The sequence below is a fragment of the Streptomyces sp. NPDC058758 genome (assembly GCF_042746075.1).
GTDB lineage: Bacteria > Actinomycetota > Actinomycetes > Streptomycetales > Streptomycetaceae > Streptomyces.
This window is the reverse complement of the sequence record NZ_JBHYPS010000015.1, coordinates 1-25,976: the sequence shown is the minus strand read 5'-3', so window position 1 is coordinate 25,976 and position 25,976 is coordinate 1. Positions and strand designations below refer to the sequence as shown.

Below are 25,976 nucleotides of genomic sequence, written 5' to 3'. Positions count from 1 at the left end.
GGGGAGACTGCCCTCCCCCACGGCCCGCTCCGACGCGCCCGAGGACCCCTTCGCGCGGAAGAATGGGTCCATGAGCCAGCAGCCCGCCGAGGTCCCGGTCCAGACCTCCGCCACCGCGTCCCCGCAGCCGTCCCTGGGTTCCATAGCGGCGCACCGCCCGCACACCGCCCCCGAGGCCGAGGGCGGCGCCTTCGACGCCGGCCTCGACGCCGAGATCGACGCGTACGACGGCGACGACGACTCCTCCGGAGAGCTGCCGCAGGGCCGCTTCCTGGACCGCGAGCGCAGCTGGCTCGCCTTCAACGAGCGGGTCCTGGAACTCGCCGAGGACCCCACGACCCCCCTCCTCGAACGGGCGAACTTCCTCGCGATCTTCGCGTCGAACCTGGACGAGTTCTTCATGGTCCGGGTCGCCGGCCTCAAGCGCCGCATCGCCACCGGCGTCGCCACCCGCTCCGCCTCCGGCCTCCAGCCCCGCGAGGTCCTCGACCTGATCTGGACCCGTTCGCGCGAGCTGATGGCCCGGCACGCCGCCTGCTACCAGCAGGACGTCGCCCCGGCCCTGGCCGACGAGGGCATCCACCTCATCCGCTGGCCGGAGCTGACCGAGAAGGAGCAGGCCCGGCTCTTCACGCTCTTCCGGCAGCAGGTCTTCCCGGTGCTGACGCCGCTCGCCGTGGACCCCGCGCACCCCTTCCCGTACATCTCCGGCCTCAGCCTCAACCTGGCCGTGGTCGTGCGCAATCCGGTCAGCGGCCACCGCCACTTCGCGCGCGTCAAGGTGCCGCCGCTGCTCTCCCGCTTCCTGGAGGCCTCCCCGCAGCGGTACGTGCCGCTGGAGGACGTCATCGCGGCGCACCTGGAGGAGCTGTTCCCGGGCATGGAGGTGCTGGCGCACCACATGTTCCGGGTGACCAGGAACGAGGACCTGGAGGTCGAGGAGGACGACGCCGAGAACCTGCTCCAGGCCCTGGAGAAGGAGCTCATGCGGCGCCGCTTCGGCCCGCCGGTCCGCCTGGAGGTCGAGGAGTCCATCGACCCGTACGTGCTCGACCTGCTGGTCCGCGAGCTGAAGGTCTCCGACGCCGAGGTCTACCCGCTGCCCGGCCCGCTCGACCTCACCGGACTGTTCGGGATCGCCTCGCAGGACCGGCCCGAGCTCAAGTACCCGAAGTTCGTCGCCGGCACCCACCGGGACCTCGCCGAGGTGGAGTCCGCGTCCGCGCCCGACGTCTTCGCGGCGATGCGCGAGCGGGACGTGCTCCTGCACCACCCGTACGACTCCTTCTCCACCTCCGTCCAGGCGTTCCTGGAGCAGGCGGCGGCCGACCCGGACGTCCTGGCGATCAAGCAGACGCTGTACCGGACCTCCGGCGACTCCCCGATCGTCGACGCGCTGATCGACGCGGCCGAGTCCGGCAAGCAGGTCCTCGTCCTCGTCGAGATCAAGGCCCGCTTCGACGAGCAGGCCAACATCAAGTGGGCGCGGAAGCTGGAGGAGGCCGGCTGCCACGTCGTCTACGGCCTGGTCGGCCTCAAGACGCACTGCAAGCTGTCGCTGGTGGTGCGTCAGGAGGGCGAGCTGCTGCGCCGGTACTCACACGTCGGCACCGGCAACTACCACCCGAAGACGGCCCGGCTCTACGAGGACCTCGGCCTGCTCACCGCCGACCCCCAGGTCGGCGCGGACCTCTCCGACCTCTTCAACCGGCTCTCCGGCTACTCCCGCCGCGAGACCTACCGGCGGCTGCTCACGGCCCCGAAGTCGCTGCGCGACGGGCTGGTCTCGCGGATCACCAAGGAGATCGCCCACCACCGGGCGGGCCGGCCCGCGTACGTGAAGATCAAGGTCAACTCGATGGTCGACGAGGCCGTCATCGACGCCTGCTACCGGGCCTCCCGGGCGGGCGTCCCGGTCGACATCTGGGTCCGCGGCATCTGCGCCGTGCGGCCCGGCGTCCCCGGCCTCTCCGAGAACATCCGGGTCCGCTCGGTCCTCGGCCGCTTCCTGGAGCACTCCCGGGTCTTCGCCTTCGGCAACGGCGGCGAGCCCGAGGTCTGGTTCGGCAGCGCCGACATGATGCACCGCAACCTGGACCGCCGCATCGAGGCCCTGGTCCGGGTCTCCGACCCCGCCCACCGGGCGGCCCTCACCCGGCTCCTGGAGACCGGGATGTCCGACACCACCTCCTCCTGGCACCTCGGCCCGGACGGGAACTGGACGCGCCACGCGACCGATCCCGAGGGCAAGCCGCTGCGGCACGTGCAGGAGATGCTCATCGACGCGCGGAGGCGCCGGCGTGCACAACCCTGACCCCACGCAGTCCCCCCGCTCCCCCGAGGACGCGACCGCGGGCGAGGTGCTGGCCCCCTACCTGCACGCACGGGCCGCGGACTTCCTCCGCGGCCTGCGGCAGCACGGCGAGAGCGGCGCGGACACGGCCGGAGCGGAGGAGGCCGCCGGCACGCTGCGGGCCGCCGCCCGCCGCATCAGCGGAAGCCTGCACACCTACCGGCCGCTGCTCGACGCCGCCTGGGCCGACCAGCTCAGGACCGAGCTGGCCTGGCTCTCCGGCACCCTCGCCCTGGAGCAGGCGTGCACCTCGCGGCTCGTCCGGCTCATGGACGCGCTGAACCGGCTGGCCGGCGGCAGCGGCCCGGTGCCGGCCGCCCGCGGCTCGGAGGGCGCCGGCCTCGCCGTCGGCGCCGCCCGGGCCGGCGCCCTCCTGGAACGGCAGCTCACCCTCGCCAGGACCCGCGCCCACTCCGCCGCCCTCCAGGCCCTCGGCTCCTCGCGCTTCCACGCGCTGGCCGACTCGGTCGCCCTGCTCGCCTCCGAGGTGCCGCTCGGGCCAGCGGGCGCGGCCCCCGCCCCGGAGGTCCTCGACGCCTCCGCCTCGGTCGCCCGCCGCCGCCTCCTCGACGCGGTCGAGGCGCTGCCGCTGACCCGGGCCGCGCACCCGTACAACGCGGAGGCGCTGGCCCTGGCCGCCGGCGAGAACCAGGACGCCCCCTGGCACCACACCCGGCTGCTGCTGCGGCTGCACCGGTACGCCACCGAGGTGACCGCCCTCGGCGCCGCCCCCGACCCGTCGCTGTACGAGGCGGCCCGGGCCCTCGACCGCCACCGCGACGCCGCGGAGGCCGCCGCGGCCGCCGCGGGCGCGGCCCGCACCCCCCGCATCGCGCCGGCCACCGCCTACGCCCTCGGCGTCCTCCACGCCGACCAGCGCCACGAGGTCGAAGCCGCCCGCTTCGCCTTCCAGCGCGCCTGGCACACGGCCGCCGTCCCCGTCCCATGAGCTCCCCGGAACCGGTGCTGGCGGCGGGCTGCGTCCTGTGGCGCCCGTCGCCGTCCGGCCACGGCATCGAGATCGCGCTGGTCCACCGGCCGAAATGGGACGACTGGTCGCACCCGAAGGGGAAGCGGAAGCGCGGCGAGGGCGCCGAGGCGTGCGCGCTGCGCGAGGTCAGGGAGGAGACCGGGCAGCGCTGCGAGCTGGGGGCCCGGCTGCCCACCGTGCGCTATCAGGTCGAGGGCCGCCCCAAGGAGGTCGACTACTGGGCGGCCCGCGCCCTCGGCGGGACCTTCGTGCCCGGCCGGGAGATCGACCGGCTCCTCTGGCTGCCGCCGGCGGCGGCCCGCACCCGCCTGACCCGGCCGCGCGACCGCGAGCTGCTCGACGACTTCCTGGCGACCGCCCCGCCCCCGTCCCGACGGCCGCGCGACGCCTCCTAGGCCCCGACCCGGCCGTGCCCCCGGGCGCCGGCCGGCGGGTGACGTCCGGGCACGGTGCGACGCTCCGTGACGGCACCCCGTGCCGGGCCGCACCGTGGCTTACGGCACGGTTCACCTCGCGTTCACTCTCCACGGCTGGCGGCTTCACCTGATCTGCCTAATTTCGGCCTTACGCGGTGCACGGAGCCTGACGATGCACCCGACAACCCGACACGCGCCGCCCTCGAAGCGACGGACACCCGGTCCGAAACACGGCGGCCTCTGGAAGGAACCCCCGAAAGTGAAGCTTTCGCGCAAGAACGGGCTTCGCGCCTCCGCGATCGGTGCCCTCGTCGTCTCCGGTGCGCTCGTCCTGTCGGCGTGTGGCTCCGACGACAACAACGAGCCCACCAAGGGCGGCGAGAAGACGTCGGCCGCCGCGTCGAACATCAAGTGCGACGGCGCCAAGGGCCAGCTGCTCGCCGCGGGCTCCAGCGCGCAGAAGGGCGCGATGGACCTGTGGGTCAAGAACTTCCAGGCCGCGTGTGAGGGCGTCGAGGTCAACTACCAGGCCATCGGCTCCGGCGGCGGCATCACCAAGTTCAACCAGGGCCAGGTCGCCTTCGCGGGCTCCGACTCCGCCCTGAAGGACGAAGAGGTCGCCGAGTCGAAGAAGATCTGCAAGGGCGGCACGGGCATCAACCTGCCCATGGTCGGCGGCCCCATCGCCATCGGCTACAAGCTGGAGGGCGTGGACAACCTGGTCCTGGACGCCCCCACCCTCGCCAAGATCTTCGACGTCAAGATCACCAAGTGGAACGACCCGGCGATCGCCAAGCTGAACCCGGGCGCCAAGCTTCCCGACTCCACCATCCAGGCCTTCCACCGCTCGGACGAGTCCGGCACCACCCAGAACCTGGGCAAGTACCTCTCGACCGCCGCCCCGGCCGACTGGAAGTACGACCCGAAGAGCAAGTCGTGGCCCGCCCCCGACGGCCAGGCCGCCAACGGCTCCTCCGGCGTCGCCCAGGCCGTCAAGGGCGCCGAGGGCTCCATCGGCTACTTCGAGCTCTCGTACGCCACCTCCAACAAGATCTCCACGGTCAGCCTCAACACCGGCGCCTCCGCCCCGGTCGCCGCCACCTCGGAGAACGCCTCCAAGGCCATCGCCGCCGCCAAGGTCAAGGGCACCGGCAACGACGTGGCCCTCTCCCTCGACTACGCCACCAAGGCCGAGGGCGCCTACCCGCTCACCCTCGTCACCTACGAGATCGCCTGCGACAAGGGCAACAAGGCGGAGACCCTGCCGACCCTGAAGGCGTTCCTCAACTACACCGTCAGCGACGAGGGCCAGAAGGTCCTCGCCGACGCCGGCTACGCCCCGCTCCCGGCCGAGATCGCGGCCAAGGTCCGCGCGATCGTCCCGACCCTGTCCTGACCCCCGGCCGGGGGCGGCCCCCCACCTCCCGTGGAGGAGGCCGCCCCCGGCATCCGGTGCACCGCCGCCAGGAGCCGTACGGCCGTACGGCTCCGCAGACCGGAGAAACCGATGGTTACCACCACACCACCCGCCGTAGAGAAGAACAGGAGCAGGCGCGCCCGGAGCGCTGCCCGCCCCGGGGACCGCATCTTCAGCGGCCTCTCCAAGGGCTCCGGCATCACCCTGCTCGTCATCATGGCCGCGATCGCGGTCTTCCTGACCTACCGGACCGTCCTCGCCGTCTCGAAGGACGAGGCCAACTTCTTCACCACCTTCGAGTGGAACCCGGCCGGCAGCCCGCCGGTCTTCGGCATCGCCGTCCTGGCCTTCGGCACGATCGTCTCCTCGGTCATCGCCATGGTCATCGCCGTGCCGGTCGCGATCGGCATCGCGCTCTTCATCTCGCACTACGCGCCGCGCAAGCTGGCCAAGCCGCTCGCCTACGTCGTCGACCTGCTCGCCGCCGTGCCCAGCATCATCTACGGCCTCTGGGGCGCGATCTTCCTCGTCCCGTACCTGGACGGCCTCAACCAGTGGCTCGACCAGTACCTCGGCTGGACGTACATCTTCGACAAGTCCGCCGACGGCGTCGCCCGCAACCTCTTCACCGTGGGCATCCTGCTGGCGATCATGATCCTCCCGATCATCACCAACGTGACCCGCGAGGTCTTCCTCCAGGCCCCGAAGATGCACGAGGAGGCCGCCCTCGCCCTCGGCGCCACGCGCTGGGAGGTCATCCGCATGGCCGTCCTGCCCTTCGGCCGCTCCGGCATCATCTCCGCCTCCATGCTGGGCCTCGGCCGCGCACTCGGTGAGACCATGGCCGTAGCGGTCGTCCTCTCGCCGAGCTTCGTCCTCTCGGGCCACCTGCTCGACCCGGGCGGCGGCACCTTCGCCCAGAACATCGCCGCCAAGTTCAACGAGGCCGACGAGTTCGGCCGCGACGCGCTGATCGCCTCCGGCCTCGTCCTCTTCGTCATCACCCTGCTGGTCAACGGCGCGGCCCGGTGGATCATCGCCCGCCGCAAGGAGTACTCGGGGGCCAACGCATGAGCCACGCCGTCCAGGAACGCCCGGTCGCGTTCACCAAGCCCCGCGGCCCCCTCTCCCACGCCCGCCTCCCGCGCTGGAGCCCGCTCGCCGTCGCGGCCGGCTCCGTCGCCGCCGGCGTCGGCATCGGCCTCGCCGCCGGCTGGCACAGCAAGGTGCAGTGGGGCCTGGTCTCCGCGCTCCTCTTCGTCCTGATCACCTTCGCCGTCACCACCAAGGTGGAGGGCGCCCGCCAGGCCAAGGACCGCGTCGCCACCAGCCTCGTCTGGGTCTGCTTCGTCCTCGCCGTGATCCCGCTGGTCTCCCTGGCCTGGGTCACGGTGAGCAAGGGCCTGGAAGTGCTCGACGGGTACTTCCTCACCCACTCGATGAACGGCGTCCTCGACGCCGAGGCCGGCGGCGGCGTCTACCACGCCCTCCTCGGCACCCTCGAGCAGGTCGGCATCGCGACCCTGATCGCCGCCCCGATCGGCCTGCTCACCGCGGTCTACCTGGTCGAGTACGGCACCGGGAAGCTCGCCAAGGCGGTCACCTTCTTCGTCGACGTGATGACGGGCATCCCGTCGATCGTCGCCGGCCTCTTCATCCTCTCCACGTGGACCCTGATGCTGGGCTTCGGCCCCTCCGGTTTCGCGGGCGCGATGGCCCTCGCCATCCTGATGATGCCGGTCGTCGTCCGCTCCACCGAGGAGATGCTCAAGCTCGTCCCGAACGAGCTCCGCGAGGCCTCCCTCGCCCTCGGCGTCCCCAAGTGGCGCACGATCCTGAAGGTGGTCCTCCCCACCGCGATCGGCGGCATCACCACGGGCGTCATGCTCGCGGTCGCCCGCATCACCGGTGAGACGGCCCCCGTGCTGCTCCTCGTGTTCGGTACGAAGCTCATCAACCCGAACCCCTTCGAAGGCGCCCAGTCCTCCCTGCCGCTCTACGTGTACGAGCAGTACGCGGTCGGCACCGACGCCGCCGTGGCCCGCGCCTGGGCCGCCGCGCTCGTCCTGATCGCCTTCGTCATGATCCTCAACCTGGTGGCCCGCGGCATCGCCCGCTGGAAGGCCCCGAAGACCGGCCGCTGACCGCGGCGACTGGAAGTGAATTGATATGGCCAAGCGAATCGACGTCAGCGGCCTCTCCGCCTACTACGGCAACCACAAGGCGATCGACGACATCTCGATGACCGTCGAGCCCCGCTCGGTGACGGCCTTCATCGGCCCCTCCGGCTGCGGCAAGTCCACCTTCCTGCGCACCCTGAACCGCATGCACGAGGTCACCCCCGGCGGCCGCGTCGAGGGCAAGGTGATGCTGGACGACGAGAACCTGTACGGCTCCGGCGTCGACCCGGTCGCCGTCCGCCGCACCGTCGGCATGGTCTTCCAGCGCCCCAACCCCTTCCCCACCATGTCGATCTTCGACAACGTGGCGGCGGGCCTGCGGCTGAACGGCTCGTACAAGAAGGCCGAGCTGGCCGAGATCGTGGAGCGCTCCCTCAAGGGCGCCAACCTGTGGAACGAGGTCAAGGACCGCCTCAACAAGCCGGGCTCCGGCCTCTCCGGCGGCCAGCAGCAGCGCCTGTGCATCGCCCGCGCCATCGCGGTCGAGCCGGACGTGCTGCTCATGGACGAGCCCTGCTCGGCCCTCGACCCGATCTCCACCCTCGCGATCGAGGACCTGATCGGCGAGCTGAAGGAGCGCTTCACGATCGTCATCGTGACGCACAACATGCAGCAGGCCGCCCGCGTCTCGGACCGCACCGCCTTCTTCAACCTGGCGGCGGTCGGCCAGCCCGGCAAGCTCATCGAGCTGGACGACACCGAGCGCATCTTCTCCAACCCGAGCGTCCAGGCGACCGAGGACTACATCTCCGGCCGCTTCGGATAAAGAACGTCTGCGGTGCTGCATGGCGGTGCCACCGCAAGACGAAGGGCCCGGCTCCCCCCCAGGGGAGCCGGGCCCGACCACTTTCCCGCGACCGCCGGCCGTCAGCCGAAGAAGAGCTGCACCACGTAGAAGCTCAGCGCCGCGACGATCGCCGCCGCCGGCATCGTGATACCGCATCCCCCGGGGGACGACCCCCGGACCCCCGGCGGGACCGGGGTGGAGGCGGCCGTCAGCCGAAGAAGAGCTGCACCACGTAGAAGCTCAGCGCCGCGACGATCGCCGCCGCTGGCATCGTGATGAACCAGCCCAGGATGATGTTCTTCGCGACGCCCCAGCGGACCGCGTTCACCCGCTTCGTCGCGCCGACGCCCATGATCGCCGAGGTGATGACGTGGGTGGTGGAGATCGGCGCGTGGAACAGGAACGCCGAGCCGAACATGATCGACGCGCCGGTGGTCTCCGCCGCGAAGCCCTGCGGCGGGTCCAGCTCGATGATCTTGCGGCCGAGGGTCCGCATGATGCGCCAGCCGCCCGCGTACGTACCGAGCGAGAGCATCACGGCACAGGCGATCTTGACCCAGACCGGGATCTCGTCGCCCTGCTGCTGCACGTCGGCGATGACCAGGGCCATCACCACGATGCCCATGGTCTTCTGCGCGTCCTGGAGGCCGTGGCCGAGCGCCATGCCGGCCGCCGACACGGTCTGCGCGATGCGGAAGCCGCGCTTGGCCTTGTGCGGGTTGGCCCGGCGGAACATCCACAGGATCGCGCACATCACCAGGTAACCGGCGACGAGGCCGACGACCGGCGAGATGAACATCGGGATGACGACCTTGTCGAGGACGCCGCCCCAGATCACCTCGGTGCCGCCGGCCAGCGCCGCGCCCACCATGCCGCCGAACAGGGCGTGCGAGGAGGACGACGGAAGACCGAAATACCAGGTGACGAGGTTCCAGATGATCGCTCCGACCAGCGCGGCGAAGAGGATGCCCATCCCCTTGTCGCCGTGCGGCGTCTCGATCAGGCCCTCGCTGACCGTCTTGGCGACGCCGCTGCCCATGAAGGCACCGGCGAGGTTCATGACCGCCGCCATCGCGAGGGCCGCCCGCGGGGTCAGCGCCCGCGTCGACACCGAGGTGGCGATCGCGTTGGCCGAGTCGTGGAAGCCGTTCGTATACGTGAAACCGAGCGCGACGCCGATGGTCACGATCAGGGCGAAGGTGTCCACGAAGCCTCAGGACTCCTTGACCGCGATGGTCTCCACGGTGTTCGCCACGTGCTCGAAGGCGTCGGCCGCCTCTTCCAGCACATCCACGACCTGCTTCAGCTTGAGCACCTCGATGGCGTCGTACTTGCCGTTGAAGAGGTGGGCGAGCAGCTTGCGGTGGATCTGGTCGGCCTGGTTCTCCAGACGGTTGACCTCGATCCAGTACTCCGTGAGGTTGTCCATCGTCCGCAGGTTCGGCATCGCCTCGGCGGTCAGCTCCGCCGCCCGGGCGAGGACCTCGATCTGCTGCTCGACGCCCTTGGGCAGTTCCTCGATGTTGTAGAGGACGACCAGGTCGACGGCCTCCTCCATGAAGTCCATGATGTCGTCGAGGGACGAGGCGAGGGAGTAGATGTCCTCACGGTCGAACGGCGTGATGAACGAGGAGTTCAGCTGGTGGAAGATCGCATGGGTGGCGTCGTCGCCTGCGTGCTCCGCCGCCCGCATCCGCTCCGCGATCTCGGCCCGGGCGGAAGGCTCCGCTCCGAGCAGTTCCATCAGGAGCTTCGAGCCCGTGACGATGTTGTCCGCGGACGCGGCGAACATGTCGTAGAAGCTCGTCTCCCTGGGGGTCAGACGAAATCGCACGTGAGGTCCTCGGGGTGCTGGGTTTCGGTCAGGCTGATGCTAGGCGCATCATCCGGCCACGGCTAACCGGCGTCCTCTCAGTGTCGCCCATCAGGCACAGTGATCTGCACGAGACCCCCGTCCCCTATCGGCGGGGATCGGTACCATATACCCACGAGGGGTATACACCCTCTTATCTGGACAACGGGAGGACGCGATGACGACCACCGAGGCGGACCAGGTCACCCCCGAGGCCGTCGAGTCCGTCGAGCCGGCCGACCACGCCCACGGGGTGCACGGCTACCACAAGCAGAAGGACGAGCACCTCAAGCGGCTGCGACGGATCGAGGGCCAGATCCGCGGTCTGCAGCGGATGGTCGACGAGGACGTCTACTGCATCGACATACTCACCCAGGTCTCGGCCTCCACGAAGGCGCTGCAGTCCTTCGCCCTCCAGCTCCTGGAGGAACACCTGCGGCACTGCGTGGCGGACGCCGCGGCCCACGGCGGCGACCTCGACGCCAAGGTCGAGGAGGCCACCAAGGCGATCGGCCGGATGCTCCGCACCTGAGCCCGCGGATCAGCGCCCGGCCGGTTCGACCCGGAGCACCTCGTCGATCAGGTCGGCGCTGAGCCGTTCCCCGTCCGCGGCCGAGGCGGCGATCATCAGCTCGCCGCACAGCTCTATCTCGGCGAGGGCGACGCCGTCGGGGTCAGCGGTCGCGGTTGCGGTACCGGGCGGAGCCACGCGCCTTCACCTCTTCCTGCCGGAGTCGGTGTCCCAGCGTAGGGATCGGGCCACGGACCGCGCATGACACGGACGGACCATTTGGCGATGGTCCGAACCCCGCGCGGCCCGGCCGGACGCCTCAGACCTCGACCTTGCCCGCGTAGATGTCCCGCCCGTCCGGCAGCGCCACCCGGACCCGCTCCCCGAAGCCGTACAGCAGCGTCGTCGAGGCGACGGCGACCGCGCGCCCCTGGTTGCTGAAGCTGAACTGGTGACGGACCTTCCGCAGCCGGCCGTCCCCGTCGAGGTACGCGTCGAAGGGCACGGCGTCGGTGGTGAACCCTTTCGCCGCCGCGGCGAGCGAGCCCCGCAGCTGCGGCGCGGCGACCTTCGCCGCCGCGCCGATGTCGGCGACGCCCCGGTAGTGCCGCACCTTCACGCCCGCCAGCTCGGTCTCCCCCACGTACGTCACGTCCCGCGCCCCGCGCAGCAGCTCGGCCGCCGCCCCCGGGTCGGTGGCCCCGCCGGTGACCAGGTTGCCGTCGTCGAGGGCGGTGGTGTCGACCCGCACCCACTTGTCGGCGGGGACGCCGGCGCCGCGGTTCTTCATGTAGAGGGCACCGGGGGTGAGGAGTTCGGTGATCGGCCGGTGCTCGCTGGTGCCGGCCGCGTCCTTGGGGAGCACCACCTGGAGGTGGCCGGTGCGGCGGCGGAAGTCGTAGCCGCCCTCGCCCCGGATGGTCACCCGGGTCCCGCCCGCGGCCATCTCCATCGCGGTCGACGCCTTGGAACTCCCCGCCCTGACCAGGGCGTCGGCGGCGCCCCGCACCGCGCCTGCCGGGTCCGGCGGCGGGACCGGCTCCTCGGCGGCGGCACACCCGGTGACCGCCGCGGCGACCAGGGACGCGGTGACGGCGAGCGCCCCGCCGCCGAGTCCGCCCGGACGCCCGTACCGCTGCACCACCCTCACCCGCCAACCCCCAGAAGACTGGATTCCCGATGCGGATAACGACGGCACGGGCGAGCCGTCACGCGCAGTACGGTGGGGGCGTGCATGAGCAGAGCGCGACCGGCCCGCACCACACGACGACGACGGAGCGCGGCTCCTTCGCCCTGGCCCGCTGCAGCTGCGGCTGGACCGGCCCGGCCCGCCGCTCCCGCGACCGCGCCCGCACCGACGCCAGCGACCACCTGACCGCCGCGGACACCGCGGAGACCCGCGAACCGCAGCCCTAGGCGGCGAGGCCCTTCTCGCCGTGGGGGTCCTCGGCGGAGCCGCCGAGGCGGGGTTCGGGGATGCCGACCGCCTCCGGGCGGCCGGCGGAGCGCTCGGCCCGGCGGGAGCGGACCAGCCGCCCGCCGCGGCGCGAGCGGGCGACGGCGGAGACCAGCGGGGTGAGCAGCGCCAGCGTCAGCGGGGCGAGGAGCAGGGCCACGGCGGTGCCGAGGGCGAGGCCGCCGATGACGTCGGTGGGGTAGTGGACGCCCATGTAGACCCGGGCGAAGCCCTCGGCGAGGGCGAGCCCGATGGCGAGCAGGCCGAAGCGGCGGTGGGCGACGAAGAGGGCGACGGCGACGGCCATCGCCATCGTGGCGTGGTCGCTGACGAAGGAGTAGTCCGTCTTCCCCTCGACCAGGACCTCCAGGCCCTCGTGGTCCTCGAAGGGGCGGGGCCGCTCGACGAAGCCCCGGATGGGGATGTTGACGAGGAGGGCGAGGCCCGCGGCGAGCGGGGCCCAGACGATCCCGGCGACGGCCGAGACGGAGTCCTCCGGGGTGCCGCGCCGGCGGACGCTCCACCAGCACCAGAGCACCACGAGGACCATCGCGAGCATGATCCCGTACTCGCCGGTGAACTCCATGACCCGGTCGAACCACGGGGGAGCGTCCTTCGCCAGCCCGTTGATGTCGTACAGCAGGCCGACATCGGGACTCGAACCGTCCGATGCGAGTTCAGCCATCTGCCGCGGCCCCTTGCTCTCGTGTCTGGTTTCCAACCCCCGTGGTTCAGACGTGGTCAGAGTCGTCGGAGGGGGGAACGAACCTCCTGAGGCACTCGTTCCGCCGTCTCCGGTGGATCATGACGACGTTACCGAAGAGTGACGCGCCCCCGCAGCTCAGGGCCCACGCCTGACGGAGAGTTCCGGCCGGACGGACCGTCCGTTCACGCCCTCGTTCCCGGCGGGCGGGTCGGGAGGGCGGCGGCGCCGTCCTCGGTGACCCGGGTCGCCCCGAAGTAGTCCGGTGTGTCGATCCGGTCGAAGCGGATCACCGCCCCGGTCCGCGGCGCGTCGATCATGTAGCCGCCGCCCACGTAGATGCCGACGTGACGGATCGCCCGCGAGTTCGTCAGGTCGTCGGAGAAGAAGACCAGGTCGCCGGGGAGCAGCTCGTCCCGGCTCGGGTGCGGCCCCGCGTTGTACTGGTCGTTGGCCACGCGCGGCAGCTCGATCCCCACCGCGTCGTACGCGGCCTGCGTCAGCCCCGAGCAGTCGAACCGCCCGCCCTGCGCCGCCGTGCCGGTGCCGCCCCACAGGTACGGGGTGCCCAGCTTGCCCTGCGCGTAGTGGATGGCGCCCGCCGCCTGCTGCGAGGGGGCGAGCCGGCCCTGCGGCCGGGCGAAGCTCTTCTCCAGCGACCGGATGATCCGCACGTAGTTCCGCGTCTCGCTGTACGGCGGGACGCCCCGGTACTTGATGACCGCGTAGGCCCCGGCGTTGTACGCGGCCAGCATGTTGCTCGCCGGATCGCCCGGGACGTCCTTCACGTACCCCGCCAGCGCGCAGTCGTACGAGGCGGCGGACGGGATCGCGTCCTGCGGGTCCCAGATGTCCCGGTCGCCGTCCCCGTCCCCGTCGACGCCGTGGCTCGCCCAGGTGCCCGGGATGAACTGCGCGATGCCCCGGGCGTTCGCCGGCGACACCGCCCGCGGGTTCCAGCCGCTCTCCTGGTACAGCTGCGCCGCCAGGAGCGCCGGGTTGATGGCCGGGCAGAGGTTGCCCCAGCGCTGCACGAGCCCCTGGTACATCGTCGGCACCGAACCCTTGGCCAACGCCACCGTCCCGGTCGCCGCGGAACCCGCGCCGCCGAGGAAGCCGGCCGCCGCCGCGTACGTGCCGACCAGGAGCAGGGCCAGGAAGCCGGCACAGAGCCCGAAGGCCCCGCCGGTCAGCAGCCACGCCTTGCCCGCCCTACGCACCGTCAACCACCCCTCGGTTCCTGGCAGTACGCCCCGGAGCGCCAGTCTAGGCGGGGTGCCCCCGCCCGGAAACGGCGCGCGCCCGACGCGGCCCCAAGAGTGCAACAACGACAATCATTGCCCGGAGTCACCCTCCGTGATACACAGAGTGACCATACGCTTCTTCGCATGGAATCCGGCCGTACCACCGCAGGTCAAGACGGTCGGACCGGTCACGTGTGCGGGAATCGGGTAAAGAGAGCCGCCAAGCCGTCACACGCGGGCGGTTTCATCAGCGAAGATAGTGGTGATGCCCCATGCCGTCCGGCAGGGGTGACCAACGACCCGACAGGGGCGGTGAGTTATATGTACCTGGCGGCCGAGAAGGGCGACATCACCACCATCATCGGTGGAATCGCCCCGAACTGGGGTCCTTTCGGGAGCCTCGGCGCCGAAGCCAAGATCATGATCGAGGTCGTGATGGCCATTGCCATCCTGCTCTGCCTCGGCATCGCCATCTGGGGCGCGGCCAAACAGCGCATCGGCGCGACCGCGCTCCGCGACACCTTCAGCGCGGAACAGGGCAAGGGCCTGATCGTCGCCGGCCTCACCGGCGTCTTCATCATCGGATCCCTCGGGACGCTCTTCACCATCGTCTACGGAATGGCGATCTGACCGCGCGTCACCCGCGGTCCCATCCACGAACGAACGAGGGGGCGTACCCGGCATGAGTCCCGGCGACGAGCACGACGGCTACGGCGGCTCGGGCCAGACCCGTACCCGCCTGCCCGAGGGCAACACCGGTGACGTCCACGGCGGCACCCGACGCCCCGCCCGCGGCTCCCGCTCCCTGCTCATGGGCGTGGGCGTCGTCGTGCTGCTCGTCGCCGCCATCGCCCTCGCCAACCGCGGCGGCGACCCGTCGGACGCCTCCCCCTCCACCACCTCCCCCGGCAAGTCCGCCGCCACCGCCCCCACCGGCACCCGCCCGGTCACCGGCACCAACGGCACCGTCCCCACCGGCTACGCCCACGACGAACAAGGCGCCCAGTCCGCCGCCGCCAACTACGCGGTGGCCCTGGGCTCCACGGACATGTACCAGCGGGGCCCCCGCGAGGCACTGGTACGCGCGGTGTACGCCCCCGAGGTGGCCGACGCCCGCGTCGCCGACCTCGACAAGGGGTACGGCGACAAGGCGCTCCTGGGCCGCATCGGCCTCCAGGAGAACGGCACCGCCCCCCAGGGCCTCACCTTCGTCGCCCGAACCGTCCCCGTGGGGACCAAGGTGGAGACGTACACGCCGGAACGGGCGACGGTGTCCGTCTGGCACTCGTACCTGTTCGGCCTCGCCGGGGAGCAGTCGAAGAACCCTGTCTCCGAAGCCTGGTACACCAAGACGTACGAACTCCTCTGGACCGGCGGCGACTGGAAGATCGCCGACTTCCGCCAGAAGGACGGCCCGGTCCCGGTCGGCCGCGACCAGCGGGCCTCCTCGGCCCAGGACATGGCAGACGCCGTCGAACAGTTCGGAGGCTTCACCTATGCCCGGTAGGCCCGCCGCCCTCCTCACCCGCGCCGCCGCCGTACTGGGCTCCGCCCAGGTGGCCGTCGTCCTCCTCGCGGGCCGTGCCCTCGCCGACCCCACGCCCACGCCCACACCTCCCACCGGCCCCTCGGGCACCGCCACTCCCGCGCCGAGCAACAGCTCCAACCCGTGCGAGCTGCTCAGTGACACCGCCCGGGACTACTGCGAAGGCCAGGGCACCGGTGGCACCGGTGGCGGAGGCTCCCCGTCCGGGACGGTCAACGACCCCGCCTCCGCCCTCGACCCCCTCACCTCCCTCGCCCGTGGCTGCGCCGACGCCGCCGTGGCCGTCATCGACTACCTCTCCAAGGCGGTGAAGGAGACCGCCGAGGTCGACTTCACGAACACCGAGTTCCTCGGCCGCTACGCCGTCGTGTTCGCCGCCGCCACCTTCCTCACCGTCCTCCTCTGGCTGCTCGCCGTCGCCAAGCGCGCCATGCGCGGCGTGCCGCTCACCACCGCGCTCTCCGAGGCCGTCGGCTTCCTCTGGCTGACCGTCCTCGCCTCCGCCTTCACCCCGCTGATCCTCTACACCGTCGTCAACGCCACCGACGCCATCACCGAGGTCATCGCCTCCGGCACCGGCCAGCAGACCGACGTGTTCTTCGGCGCCTTCAAGGAGGCCCTCCAGAAGGGCGACTCGATCAGCGGCGGACCGATCATGCTGATCATCGTCAGCCTGGTCACCGTCCTCGCCGCCGGCGTCCTCTACCTGGAGCTCTTCCTCCGCGCCGTGCTCCTCTACGTCGGCGCCCTCCTCGGCGTCGTCGTCTACTCCGGCCTCGTCGACAAGAACATGTGGGGCCACGTCCGCCGCTGGGCCGGCATCATGATCGCCGTCATCCTGGTCAAGCCGATCATCGTGATCGTCCTCGGTCTCGCCGGCGCCCTCTCCTCCGGCACCGGCCCCGACTCCTTCTCGGCCGTCGTCTCCGGCCTCGCGATCATCCTGCTCGCCATCTTCTCCTCCGCGATGATCTACCGCTTCGTCCCCGGCTTCGGCGACGAGATCGCCGCCTCCCGCAACAACCGCCTCCACCGCGCCGGCGAGAACGCGGCCGCCGCCGTCATCTCCTCCCCCGCCTCCCTCGTCTCCCAGGGCATCAAGACCCACAGCACCCGCGACAGCGGCTCCGGCGGCGGCCCGTCCTCCTCCGCCGCCCCCCGCCCCGCGAACCAGCTCTCCGGCGGCGTCGCCGCCCACAGCAGCCGCACCCCCCAGGGCGGCGGCGCCACGCCCCCGCCCCGCAACAGCAGCCCCACCGCGGGCACCCCGCACAGCAACCGCAAGAACACAGGAGCAGGAGGTGCAGGGCGTTGACGACCCAGTCCCAGCCGGTCACGCCCCGCCGCACGTATCTCATCGGCCGCGCCCGGCCGAACGCGATCGTCGGCAAGAACCGCGAGACCGGCGAGATCGCCCTGATCGTCGTCGGCGCCTTCCTCGGCATGATGAGCGGACTCCTCGTCCCCCTCCTCCCCCTGCGGATCGCGCTCCTCGCCGGCCTGCCCATGCTCGCGATCGCCGCCGTGTACCTCCCGTACAAGCAGCGCACGTTCTACAAGTGGTTCGAGATCAACCGCAGCTACAAGCGGATGCTCAAGCGCGGCACCGCCTACCGCTCCACCGCCGTCGAGGCCGGCACCCGCCTCGACGGCCGCGAGGTCGAGGTCGGCCCGCCCCCCGGCATCGGCCGCGTCAGCTGGCTCGCCGCCCCCTTCGGCCCCGACGAGATCGCCGTCCTGCTGCACGCCGACCGCCGCACCGTCACCGCCGCCATCGAGATCGAGGGCCCCGGCGTCGGCCTGCGCGACTCCGAGGACCAGGAGGCCCTCGTCGACCGGTTCGGCACCCTCCTCAAGCACGTGGCCAACGGTGACGGCTTCGTCACCCGCCTCCAGATGCTCGCCCGCACCCTCCCCGCCGACCCCGACGCACACGCCAAGGACGTCGCCCAGCGCGGCGACCCGCAGGCCCCCGCCTGGCTCCAGGAGTCCTACGACCAGCTCCAGTCGATGGTCTCCACCTCCAGCGAGCAGCACCGCGCCTACCTCGTCGCCTGCATGCACTACACCCGCGACCTCGCCGCCGAGGCCAACGCCATGGCCCACGCCACCAAGCACGCCACCGGCGCCCGCCGCCTCGACCGCGACGGCGGCCTCGCCGTCGTCATGGCCCGCGAGCTCACCGACATCTGCGCCCGCCTCACCGAGGCCGACATCCGGGTCCGCCAGCCCCTCGGCCAGTCCCGGCTCGCCTCCCTGGTCCACTCCATGTACGACCCGGACCACCCGATCGACCACATCCAGGCCATGACGAAACGAAACGCTTGGCCCGCCGAACTCGACGCCATGGAGGCCACCTACCTCCAGGCCAAGACCCGCGAGTCCTCCACCCGCGCCCCCTGGTGCCACGCCACCGCCTGGGTCAAGGAGTGGCCGATGACCCCGGTCGGCGTGAACTTCCTCGCCCCGCTCCTCGTCCACACCCCCGACGTCATCCGCACCGTGGCCGTCACCATGGACCTGGAGCCCACCGAGGTCGCGATCGAGCGCATGCTCACCGAGAAGACCAACGACGAGGCCGAGGCCTCCCGCCAGGCCAAGATGAACCGCACCGTCGACCCCCGCGACATCGCCGCCCACGGCCGGCTCGACCAGCGGGGTGAAGATCTCGCCAGCGGCGCGGCAGGCGTCAACCTCGTCGGGTACATCACCGTATCGGCGCGCTCGCCCGAGGCCCTCGCCCGGGACAAGCGCACGATCAGGGCCTCCGCCGGCAAGTCGTACCTCAAGCTGGAGTGGTGCGACCGCGAGCACCACCGGGCCTTTGTGAACACCCTGCCGTTCGCGACCGGCATCCGCCGCTAGGGCCGAAGGGGCACCGACCGATGCGAGATCCGCTGTCCGTCCTCACCGAAGCCTTCACCTCCTTCGTCCTCGGCAGGGTGGAGACCACCCGCCTGCCCGTGCGCACCTCCACCGGCCAGGCCCAGGCCGTCTACCTGCCGACCGCCGCCCCCGGTCTGGGCGACTCCGGCGTGATCATCGGCCGCGAGGTCTACAGCGGCAAGGGCTACGTCTACGACCCCTTCCAGCTGTACGGACAGCAGCTCCCCGCCCCCCACTGGCTCGTCCTCGGCGAGTCCGGCAACGGCAAGTCGGCGCTGGAGAAGACGTACGTGCTCCGCCAGCTCCGCTTCCGCGACCGGCAGGTCGTCGTCCTCGACGCCCAGGGCGAGGACGGCGTCGGCGAGTGGAACCTCATCGCCCAGGAGCTGGGGATAACCCCCATCCGCCTGGACCCCATGGTCGCCAACGACGCCGGGATCCGCCTCAACCCGCTCGACCCCGCCATCACCACCACCGGCCAGCTCGCCCTGCTGCGCACCATCATCGAGGTGGCGATGGGCCACGGCCTCGACGAGCGCTCCGGCTTCGCCCTCAAGGTCGCCCACGCCCACGTCAACGAGCACGTCACCGCACGCCAGCCGATCCTCACCGACATCGTCGAGCGGCTGCGCCACCCGGAGGCCGAGTCGGCGGAGGCGATGAACGTCGACATAGACGACGTACGGGCCTGGGGCCTGGACGTCGCCCTGGTGCTCGACCGGCTCGTCGACGGCGACCTGCGCGGCATGTTCGACGGCCCGACCACCGTCGGCATCGACCTCGACGCGCCCCTGATCGTCTTCGACCTCTCCCACATCGACCGCAACTCCATCGCCATGCCCATCCTCATGGCGATCGTCGGCGTGTGGCTGGAGCACACCTGGATCCGCCCCGACCGGAAGAAGCGCATCTTCCTCGTCGAGGAGGCCTGGCACATCATCAACAGCCCCTTCGTGGCCCAGCTGTTCCAGCGCCTGCTCAAGTTCGGCCGCCGCCTCGGCCTGTCCTTCGTCGCGGTCGTCCACCACCTCTCCGACGTCGTCGACGGCGCGGCCGCCAAGGAGGCCGCCGCGATCCTCAAGATGGCCTCCACCCGGACCGTCTACGCCCAGAAGGCCGACGAGGCCCGCCACACCGGGAGCGTCCTCGGCCTGCCCCGCTGGGCCGTCGAGATCATCCCGACCCTCACCCCCGGCATCGCCGTCTGGGACGTCAACGGCAACGTGCAGGTGGTCAAGCACCTCATCACCGAACGCGAACGCCCGCTCGTCTACACCGACCGCGCCATGACCGAGTCCTCGGGCTCCGTCGACCCGGACCTGGAGTGGGAGACCGAGCAGCGGGCGCTGCTGAGGGAGCGCCAGTTGGACGACAGCTCGCAGTCGACGGTGGCGTGACGTGACGGAGGCACGGCAGAGGCAGGGCGGCGGCGTCTCGGACGGGTTCCTGGTCGGGCTCTTCGCCCTGGTCCTCGGCCTGGCCCTGCTCGTCTGGTCCGCGACCGGACTGTCCGCGTTCCTCGCGCACGGCGCCTGGCCGGACGGGGTGACGCTCACCAGCACCCCGCCGGCCCTCCGCGCCCTCGCGACCGCGCCCACCGACCTGCCGGCCGCCTGGCCGGCCACCCCGCCCGGCCAGCTGTCCGGCTACGGCCTCTTCTGGGGCCTGGTGATCGGCCAGGCGATGGTCCTCACCGTCCTCGCCGTCTTCCTCCTCGGCACCTTCGCCCGCTGGCGCGCGGTCCGCGCCCACCGCAGGGCGGGCGCGTACGCCGAGCCCGCGCCGGCACCGGCCCCGGAGCCGGCTGCGACGCCGACACCGACGCCGGTGCGCGACCCGGCCCCGATTCCGGCACAGGGGCCCGCCCCCGAGCCCGCCCCCGCACCGATACGGAAGACCACCCCCACGGCACCGCAGCGGCAGCCGGACCCGGCCCCCGGCCCCGCCCCGCTCCCGGTTCCCGCCCAGCCCCCCGGCACCGTCTACGGCCCGCCGGACACCCGCCGCCCGCTGGCCGTCCAGGCGATCGCCGACGCCGAGGGACCGGTCCTGGTCGTCACCTCCGACCCCACCGTCTGGGCCGACACCAAGGACGTGCGCGGCAAGCTCGGCCCGGTCCTCGTCTACGACCCCGGCCACCTCTGCGACACCCCGGCCCGCCTCCACTGGTCCCCCGCGGAAGGCTGCGCCGACCCGGACACCGCCCAGGCCCGCGCCGCCGCCCTGCTCGCACCGGTCCGCCCGCACGCCCGGCTCGACGCGGCCACCGCCACCACGGCGGAAACGCTCCTGCGCTGCTGGCTGCACGCCGCCGCCGTGGACGGCCGCCCCTTCCGCCAGGTCCACCGCTGGGCCCAGGGCACCGACGCCCACGAGCCGGTACGCGTCCTGCGCGGCCACCCGAAGGCCGCCTCCGGACTGGCCGGCCTGCTCGAAGCGGCGCTCACCGCCCACCCCGACACCAGGCGCCTGGCCCAGGAACTGACGGCCCGTGCCTTCTCGGCATTCTCCTCGGTCCACATCCGCGAGGCCTGCACCCCGAATCGAACGGATTCGCTGGCCCTGGCATCTTTCCTCGCCGAAGGGGGCACCCTCTACGTGGTGGGTGAACCGATCGAGGATCCGCGCACCCACCCGGGCGCGATGCCCCTCCTCACCGCGCTCGCGTCGCACGTGGTCGAGCACGGCCGCCGCATGGCCGCACGGTCATCCGACGGTCGGCTCGACCCACCACTCACCCTGGTGCTCGACGACGTCGCCGCGGTGGCCCCGATCCCGGAGCTCCCCCGCCTCCTCGCCGACGGCCCCCGCCTGGGCCTCCCCGGCCTCGCCCTGATGCGCTCCCCCGAGCAGTCCCGCGCCCGCTGGCCGGACCACTCCCTCAGCCCGTGAGCGGGGCACCGGCGCCGAACCCCGGGCCCGCCCGCGTACCGCAGCCGGACGGCGTACCGCGGCCGGACGGTCCCTACGCCCCCGCCGGCCTCAGCAGCTCGTACTCGTCCTCGTACGCGCCCGTGCCACCGGGCACCGGCACCCGCTCGCCCGAGGCGACGAAGCCGTACCGCCGGTAGAAGGCGGCGGCCCGGGCGTTCTCCTCGTGCACGTACAGCCGGACGCGCTCGATCCCCTCCACGGTCCACGACCACTCCACGGCCGCCCGGAACAGCGCGTCGATCACACCGGTCCCCCGCGCCTCGGGCCGCACGTAGACGCCCACCAGGTGGGTCTGGTCGACCTTCGCCGGATTCCCGAACCGCACCTCGTCCGTGGGCCGTTCGACCAGCACCGTCACGCTGCCCAGCCAGCGCCCGTCCGGCGCCTCGGCGACGAACTGCCGCACCCGCCCGCCGCCGGTCGTCGAACCGTTCGCCGTCCGCTCCTTCCAGAAGTCGTCCGGACGCGCGACGGCGTCCTCGTGGGTCTCCAGGAAGGCGAGGTGCGCGACGGGGTCGAGCAGCGCGGCGAGCCGCAGCTCGCGCACCTGCTCCCACTCGTCGGCCAGGACGGTGCGGATCTCGAAGTTCATGCGGCATCCTCACCCGCCACCGCCCCGCGCCACAAGGGAATTCCCAGCTCAGCGCCGCCCCGTCGTACCCCGGTACGACGCCGCCCGGCCCGTTGCCGACCACGGTCGGACGCCCGCGCCCCGCCCGCTCCGTAGCGTCGGAGCCATGATCCGAGCAGAGCGACTCACCAAGCGGTACGGCGAGCGGACCGTCGTCCGGGACCTCTCCTTCACCGTCCGGCCGGGGACCGTCACCGGCTTCCTCGGCCCCAACGGCGCCGGCAAGTCCACCACCCTGCGCATGATCCTCGGCCTCGACGCCCCCACCCGCGGCGCCGCCACCGTCGGCGGCCGCTCCTACGCGTCCCATCCGGCGCCCCTCACCCAGGTCGGCGCGCTCCTCGACGCCCGCTCGTTCCACCCGGGCCGCACCGCCTTCCACCACCTGATGGCACTGGCGCACACCCACGGCATCCCCCGGTCCCGCGTCGAGCACGTCCTCGGCGTCACGGGCCTCGCGGACGTCGCGGGCCGCCGGGTGAAGGGCTTCTCCCTCGGCATGGGCCAGCGCCTCGGCATCGCCGCCGCCCTCCTCGGCGACCCGGCCGCCGTCGTCCTCGACGAGCCCGTCAACGGCCTGGACCCGGAGGGCGTCCGCTGGGTCCGCACCCTCCTCACCTCCCTCGCCGCCGAAGGCCGTACGGTCCTCGTCTCCTCCCACCTGATGGGCGAGATGGCGCTGACCGCCGACCGGCTCGTCGTCATCGGCCGGGGCCGGCTGCTCGCCGACACCACCGTCGCGGAGCTCGTACGGGACGCCGGCGCGGCCTCCGTCCTCGTCGTCACCCCCGACGCCGACCGCCTGCGCACCCTCCTCCCGGCGCACGCCCGCGCCACCGCCGAGGCCCCGGACGCCCTCCGGGTCACCGGCCTGGACGCCCCGGCGATCGGCCGGATCGCCGCCGTCCACGCCGTCGAACTCCACGCCCTCACCCCCGAGACCGCGTCCCTGGAGCAGGCGTTCATGGACCTCACCCACGACTCCGTCGAGTACCAGGGAGCAGCCGCATGACCACCGCGACCTTCCCCCACCGGGTCACGCCGTCGGGCGTGCTGCGCTCCGAGTGGCACAAGCTGTGGACGGTCCGCTCCACCTGGATCACGGTCCTGGCGGCGGTCGTGCTCGTCCTCGGCGTCGCGCTCCTGATGGGCGGCACGTACACCTCGGGCGGCGGGGACTCCGACGTGGACGTCGTCGTGCTGACGCTGTACGGCTCGCGGTTGGGAGGCGTCTGCCTCGCGGTCCTCGGCATCCTCGTCACCGCCGGCGAGTACTCCTCCGGCCTCGCCCGCGCCACCTTCACCGCCGTCCCCGCCCGGCTGCCGGTGCTGGGGGCGAAGGCCGCGGTCCTCGGCGCCACCGTCCTCGTCCTGGGCCTCCTCACCAACCTGGCGGCCTTCCTCACGGCCCAGGTCTTCCTCGACGACACCGACCAGGCCGCCTCCCTCACCGACGACGGCGTCCTCGCGGCCCTCGCCGGGAACGCCGCCGGCCTCGCCCTGCTCGCGCTGCTCGCCCTGGGGCTCGGCGCCGCCCTGCGCTCCGTGCCCGGCGCGCTCGGCGCGTTCATCGGCGGCGTCCTCGTCCTCCCGGAGGTCGCCGGGATGCTCCCGTACGACGCCGTCGACACCGCGCTGCGGTACTTCCCCACCCAGGCCGCCGGGGTCCTCGGCTCCGCGTCACCGCTGCCCGGGGCCCCTTCGGCGGGGGCGGCGCTCCTGGCCCTGGTCCTGTGGGCCGCGGCGGCGCTCGCGGTGCCCGCGGTGTTGCTCCGCCGCCGGGACGTATGAGGATGATGGCCGGATGACGACGGAGACGACGGCCCCCAGCCGGTGGACGCACCAGCTCTTCACCCGGGTCCGGGCGGCCGACGCGGCCCGCCCGTGGCTCTGGGACGGCGCGCTCACGTCCTTCTGGACGGTCGCGGCCCTGGTGGACGCCTCGGGCGGCTGGCGGAACGTGGCCCGGGACCCGTCCGTCCCCACCGGCCTGGTGGTCGTCCTCAGCCTCGCCCTCTCGCTCCCCCTGTACGCGCGCCGCCGCCGTCCGACGACGGTCCTCGCCGTGATGGCGGTGGCGGCGTTCGTGAGCGAGGCGTCCGGCGCGTTCCTCCAGGCGGCGTACCTCCAGGTCTTCCCGCTGTTCCACATCGCCCTGGCCCGTCCGCCGCGCCGGCTGCTGTGGGCCTTCGCCCTGCTGGTGGTCCCGGTGGTCACGGGCGCGCTCCGCTTCGACGGCGGGTCGTGGCACATCCACGTCACCTCGGCCCTGTGGGCGTACGTCTTCATCGCCCTGGCCGGCATCACGGTCCGTTCCCGCCGCGACCACACGGCGAGTCTGGTGGAGCGGGCCCGGCGCCTGGAGGTCGAGCGCGACCAGGAGGTCCGGCTGGCCGCGGCGGCCGAACGGGCCCGGATCGCGCGGGAGATGCACGACATCATCGGCCACAACCTGTCGGTCATCACGGGCCTCGCGGACGGCGGCCGGTACGCGGCGGCGAAGAGCCCCGAGCGGGCCGCGCAGGCCCTGGACGCCATCGGTACGACGAGCCGCCAGGCCCTGGACGAGCTCCGCCGCCTCCTGGGCGTCCTGTCCGCCCCCGACGACGCCCCGGCCGCCGCGCGGGCTCCGCAGCCGACCCTGGAGGACCTGGGCTCCCTCCTGGCGGGCGTGCGCGAGGCGGGCCTGCCGGTCGTGTCGGACCTGCCCGCGCCGCTGCCGCCACTGCCGCCGGGCGCCCAGCTGACGGTCTACCGGGTGGTCCAGGAGTCCCTGACGAACACGCTCAAGCACGCGGGCCCCGGCGCCACGGCCACCGTCCGTCTGGTGGCGGAGGAGGACGCGGTACGGGTCACCGTCACCGACACGGGCACGCCGTCCGCCGCCGTTCCCGCCGGGCAGGGGCAGGGTCTCGCCGGAATGCGCGAGCGCGCGGCCCTCTACGACGGCACACTCGACTGCGGCCCCCTGCCGTCGGGTGCCGGCTGGCAGGTCCGCCTCCGCATCCCCACGGCTTCCGTACCTGCTTCCGCTCCGGAGGATTCCCGCCCGTGACGACGGTTCTGATCGCCGACGACCAGCCGATGCAGCGCTTCGGTTTCCGCATGCTCCTGGAGAGCCAGGACGACATGACGGTCGTCGGGGAGGCGGCGAACGGCGCCGAGGCCGTCCGCCAGGTCGCCGAACTCCATCCGGACGTGGCCCTGATGGACATCCGCATGCCGGGCCTGGACGGCATCGAGGCGACCCGCCGCATCATCGCGGTGGGCGCCCGCACCCGCGTCCTCATCATCACCACGTTCGACCTGGACGAGTACGCGTACGACGGCCTGCGCGCGGGCGCGAGCGGCTTCCTGGTGAAGGACGCCCAGCCGGAGGAGCTCCTCGCGGGCGTCCGCGCGGTCGCGGCCGGCGACGCGGTGGTGGCCCCGAGCCTGACCCGCCGCCTCCTGGACACGTACGTCCACCACCTGCCCGCCGGCCCCACGGCCCCCGCCCCGGTCCGGCGGGACGACCCCCGCCTGGCGTCGCTGACGGAGCGGGAGCGCGAGATCCTCACGGTCATCGGCCAGGGCTGGACGAACACGGAGATCGCCGAACGCCTCCACCTCGCCGAATCCACCGTGAAGACCCACGTGGGCCGCATCCTCGCGAAGACGGGGGCGAGGGACCGCGTGCAGGCGGTCATCCTGGCCTACGACGCCCAGCTGGTGAAGCCGGCGTAAAAGGCGCCCGGGGAATTTCCCCGGCACGGAAATGCCCTGGAACGCAGGAAAGCCCCGCACCACAAGGGTGCGGGGCTTTCCCACAATGATTGTTCGGCGGTGTCCTACTCTCCCACAGGGTCCCCCCTGCAGTACCATCGGCGCTGAAAGGCTTAGCTTCCGGGTTCGGAATGTAACCGGGCGTTTCCCTAACGCTATGACCACCGAAACACTATGAAGTTGAACTCAACCGGCATGGGAGTTCGTTACTTCAGAACTAACACAGTGGACGCGAGCAACTGAGGACAAGCCCTCGGCCTATTAGTACCGGTCAGCTCCACCCATTACTGGGCTTCCACATCCG

At 72.2% G+C, this 25,976-nt stretch carries 26 protein-coding genes and 1 rRNA gene; 19 read left to right on the top strand and 8 right to left on the bottom strand.

What is annotated here, in order from left to right:
• The first annotated feature begins 70 nt into the window (after positions 1-70).
• The 7 genes from ACFW6A_RS19550 (at position 71) to pstB (ending at position 8,123) form a co-directional block, all read left to right on the top strand.
• The gene (locus ACFW6A_RS19550) at positions 71-2,314 is read left to right on the top strand and encodes an RNA degradosome polyphosphate kinase (RefSeq protein WP_351844179.1); all 2,244 of its coding nucleotides are present in this window, start codon (positions 71-73) and stop codon (positions 2,312-2,314) included.
• The gene (locus ACFW6A_RS19545; RefSeq protein WP_351844181.1) at positions 2,301-3,302 is read left to right on the top strand and encodes a CHAD domain-containing protein; all 1,002 of its coding nucleotides are present in this window, start codon (positions 2,301-2,303) and stop codon (positions 3,300-3,302) included. The genes ACFW6A_RS19550 and ACFW6A_RS19545 overlap by 14 nt, the downstream gene beginning before the upstream one ends.
• The gene (locus ACFW6A_RS19540; protein WP_386477704.1) at positions 3,299-3,739 is read left to right on the top strand and encodes an NUDIX hydrolase; all 441 of its coding nucleotides are present in this window, start codon (positions 3,299-3,301) and stop codon (positions 3,737-3,739) included. Before ACFW6A_RS19545 ends, ACFW6A_RS19540 begins: the two co-directional genes overlap by 4 nt.
• 280 nt (positions 3,740-4,019) lie before the next feature.
• The gene (gene pstS, locus ACFW6A_RS19535; protein ID WP_351844185.1) at positions 4,020-5,156 is read left to right on the top strand and encodes a phosphate ABC transporter substrate-binding protein PstS; all 1,137 of its coding nucleotides are present in this window, start codon (positions 4,020-4,022) and stop codon (positions 5,154-5,156) included.
• A 111-nt stretch (positions 5,157-5,267) separates the two neighbouring features.
• Positions 5,268-6,251 carry a phosphate ABC transporter permease subunit PstC gene (pstC, locus tag ACFW6A_RS19530; RefSeq protein WP_351844187.1) on the top strand — a complete coding sequence of 328 codons (984 nt, stop codon included), beginning with the start codon at positions 5,268-5,270 and terminating at the stop codon, positions 6,249-6,251.
• A complete protein-coding gene (gene pstA, locus ACFW6A_RS19525) occupies positions 6,248-7,321 on the top strand; it encodes a phosphate ABC transporter permease PstA (protein ID WP_351844189.1) in 1,074 nt (357 codons plus the stop codon). Before pstC ends, pstA begins: the two co-directional genes overlap by 4 nt.
• 25 nt (positions 7,322-7,346) lie before the next feature.
• Positions 7,347-8,123 carry a phosphate ABC transporter ATP-binding protein PstB gene (gene pstB / locus ACFW6A_RS19520; RefSeq protein WP_043229752.1) on the top strand — a complete coding sequence of 259 codons (777 nt, stop codon included), beginning with the start codon at positions 7,347-7,349 and terminating at the stop codon, positions 8,121-8,123.
• 229 nt (positions 8,124-8,352) lie between these two features.
• Here pstB and ACFW6A_RS19515 read toward each other — a convergent pair whose 3' ends face one another.
• Both ACFW6A_RS19515 and ACFW6A_RS19510 read right to left on the bottom strand, forming a co-directional pair.
• A complete protein-coding gene (locus ACFW6A_RS19515; protein ID WP_351844191.1) occupies positions 8,353-9,351 on the bottom strand; it encodes an inorganic phosphate transporter in 999 nt (332 codons plus the stop codon).
• 6 nt (positions 9,352-9,357) lie between these two features.
• Complete coding sequence (locus tag ACFW6A_RS19510) at positions 9,358-9,978, bottom strand: DUF47 domain-containing protein (protein WP_030495503.1); 621 nt, start codon at positions 9,976-9,978, stop codon at positions 9,358-9,360.
• Positions 9,979-10,174: 196 nt separating this feature from the next.
• On the opposite strand from ACFW6A_RS19510, the gene ACFW6A_RS19505 reads away from it, so the two are divergent.
• Positions 10,175-10,528, top strand: a complete 354-nt coding sequence (locus ACFW6A_RS19505) for a metal-sensitive transcriptional regulator (RefSeq protein WP_229883913.1) — start codon at positions 10,175-10,177, stop codon at positions 10,526-10,528.
• A 9-nt stretch (positions 10,529-10,537) separates the two neighbouring features.
• Here the strand turns inward: ACFW6A_RS19505 and ACFW6A_RS19500 are convergent, their stop codons facing one another.
• Positions 10,538-10,705: a hypothetical protein gene (locus ACFW6A_RS19500; protein ID WP_190225799.1), complete on the bottom strand. Its 168-nt coding sequence runs from the start codon at positions 10,703-10,705 to the stop codon at positions 10,538-10,540.
• 121 nt (positions 10,706-10,826) lie between these two features.
• The gene (locus ACFW6A_RS19495; RefSeq protein ID WP_386482519.1) at positions 10,827-11,651 is read right to left on the bottom strand and encodes a hypothetical protein; all 825 of its coding nucleotides are present in this window, start codon (positions 11,649-11,651) and stop codon (positions 10,827-10,829) included.
• Between the two features lie 86 nt (positions 11,652-11,737).
• On the opposite strand from ACFW6A_RS19495, the gene ACFW6A_RS19490 reads away from it, so the two are divergent.
• Positions 11,738-11,923: a hypothetical protein gene (locus ACFW6A_RS19490; protein ID WP_351844196.1), complete on the top strand. Its 186-nt coding sequence runs from the start codon at positions 11,738-11,740 to the stop codon at positions 11,921-11,923.
• Here the strand turns inward: ACFW6A_RS19490 and ACFW6A_RS19485 are convergent.
• Together ACFW6A_RS19485 and ACFW6A_RS19480 are read right to left on the bottom strand one after the other, a co-directional pair.
• Entirely contained in the window at positions 11,920-12,648 is a 729-nt protein-coding gene (locus tag ACFW6A_RS19485) for a phosphatase PAP2 family protein (RefSeq protein WP_351844198.1), read from the bottom strand. The two genes, ACFW6A_RS19490 and ACFW6A_RS19485, sit on opposite strands and share 4 nt — an antisense overlap.
• 203 nt (positions 12,649-12,851) lie before the next feature.
• Positions 12,852-13,892 (bottom strand): NlpC/P60 family protein, encoded by a 1,041-nt coding sequence (locus tag ACFW6A_RS19480; protein ID WP_386482504.1) that lies wholly within the window; start codon positions 13,890-13,892, stop codon positions 12,852-12,854.
• A 339-nt stretch (positions 13,893-14,231) separates the two neighbouring features.
• On the opposite strand from ACFW6A_RS19480, the gene ACFW6A_RS19475 reads away from it, so the two are divergent.
• From ACFW6A_RS19475 to ACFW6A_RS19450, 6 genes are read left to right on the top strand one after another with little or no spacing between them, the layout of a single operon-like run.
• Positions 14,232-14,540, top strand: coding sequence for a hypothetical protein (locus tag ACFW6A_RS19475; protein WP_351844234.1), 309 nt, complete (start codon positions 14,232-14,234; stop codon positions 14,538-14,540).
• Between the two features lie 52 nt (positions 14,541-14,592).
• A complete protein-coding gene (locus ACFW6A_RS19470) occupies positions 14,593-15,417 on the top strand; it encodes a hypothetical protein (protein WP_386641623.1) in 825 nt (274 codons plus the stop codon).
• Positions 15,407-16,771 carry a hypothetical protein gene (locus ACFW6A_RS19465; RefSeq protein WP_386482498.1) on the top strand — a complete coding sequence of 455 codons (1,365 nt, stop codon included), beginning with the start codon at positions 15,407-15,409 and terminating at the stop codon, positions 16,769-16,771. Before ACFW6A_RS19470 ends, ACFW6A_RS19465 begins: the two co-directional genes overlap by 11 nt.
• Entirely contained in the window at positions 16,768-18,321 is a 1,554-nt protein-coding gene (locus ACFW6A_RS19460; protein ID WP_351844206.1) for an SCO6880 family protein, read from the top strand. The genes ACFW6A_RS19465 and ACFW6A_RS19460 overlap by 4 nt, the downstream gene beginning before the upstream one ends.
• Positions 18,322-18,341: 20 nt before the next feature.
• A complete protein-coding gene (locus tag ACFW6A_RS19455; protein WP_351844208.1) occupies positions 18,342-19,739 on the top strand; it encodes an ATP-binding protein in 1,398 nt (465 codons plus the stop codon).
• A gap of 1 nt (position 19,740) precedes the next feature.
• On the top strand, positions 19,741-21,234 hold the full coding sequence (locus tag ACFW6A_RS19450) for a type VI secretion protein (RefSeq protein WP_351844210.1): 1,494 nt from the start codon (positions 19,741-19,743) through the stop codon (positions 21,232-21,234).
• Between the two features lie 73 nt (positions 21,235-21,307).
• Here ACFW6A_RS19450 and ACFW6A_RS19445 read toward each other — a convergent pair whose 3' ends face one another.
• Entirely contained in the window at positions 21,308-21,868 is a 561-nt protein-coding gene (locus ACFW6A_RS19445; protein WP_351844212.1) for a GNAT family N-acetyltransferase, read from the bottom strand.
• A gap of 145 nt (positions 21,869-22,013) precedes the next feature.
• On the opposite strand from ACFW6A_RS19445, the gene ACFW6A_RS19440 reads away from it, so the two are divergent.
• Genes ACFW6A_RS19440 through ACFW6A_RS19425 form a run of 4 tightly spaced genes read left to right on the top strand, consistent with a single transcriptional unit; the run spans position 22,014 to position 25,633 of the window.
• Positions 22,014-22,919, top strand: a complete 906-nt coding sequence (locus ACFW6A_RS19440; protein ID WP_386482492.1) for an ATP-binding cassette domain-containing protein — start codon at positions 22,014-22,016, stop codon at positions 22,917-22,919.
• Positions 22,916-23,698: an ABC transporter permease gene (locus ACFW6A_RS19435; RefSeq protein WP_351844216.1), complete on the top strand. Its 783-nt coding sequence runs from the start codon at positions 22,916-22,918 to the stop codon at positions 23,696-23,698. The genes ACFW6A_RS19440 and ACFW6A_RS19435 overlap by 4 nt, the downstream gene beginning before the upstream one ends.
• A gap of 13 nt (positions 23,699-23,711) precedes the next feature.
• A complete protein-coding gene (locus ACFW6A_RS19430) occupies positions 23,712-24,962 on the top strand; it encodes a sensor histidine kinase (RefSeq protein WP_386641618.1) in 1,251 nt (416 codons plus the stop codon).
• Positions 24,959-25,633: a response regulator gene (locus ACFW6A_RS19425; RefSeq protein WP_386641615.1), complete on the top strand. Its 675-nt coding sequence runs from the start codon at positions 24,959-24,961 to the stop codon at positions 25,631-25,633. The genes ACFW6A_RS19430 and ACFW6A_RS19425 overlap by 4 nt, the downstream gene beginning before the upstream one ends.
• Before the next feature lie 91 nt (positions 25,634-25,724).
• Here the strand turns inward: ACFW6A_RS19425 and rrf are convergent.
• Positions 25,725-25,841, bottom strand: a 5S ribosomal RNA gene (gene rrf / locus ACFW6A_RS19420).
• Positions 25,842-25,976: the final 135 nt, after the last annotated feature.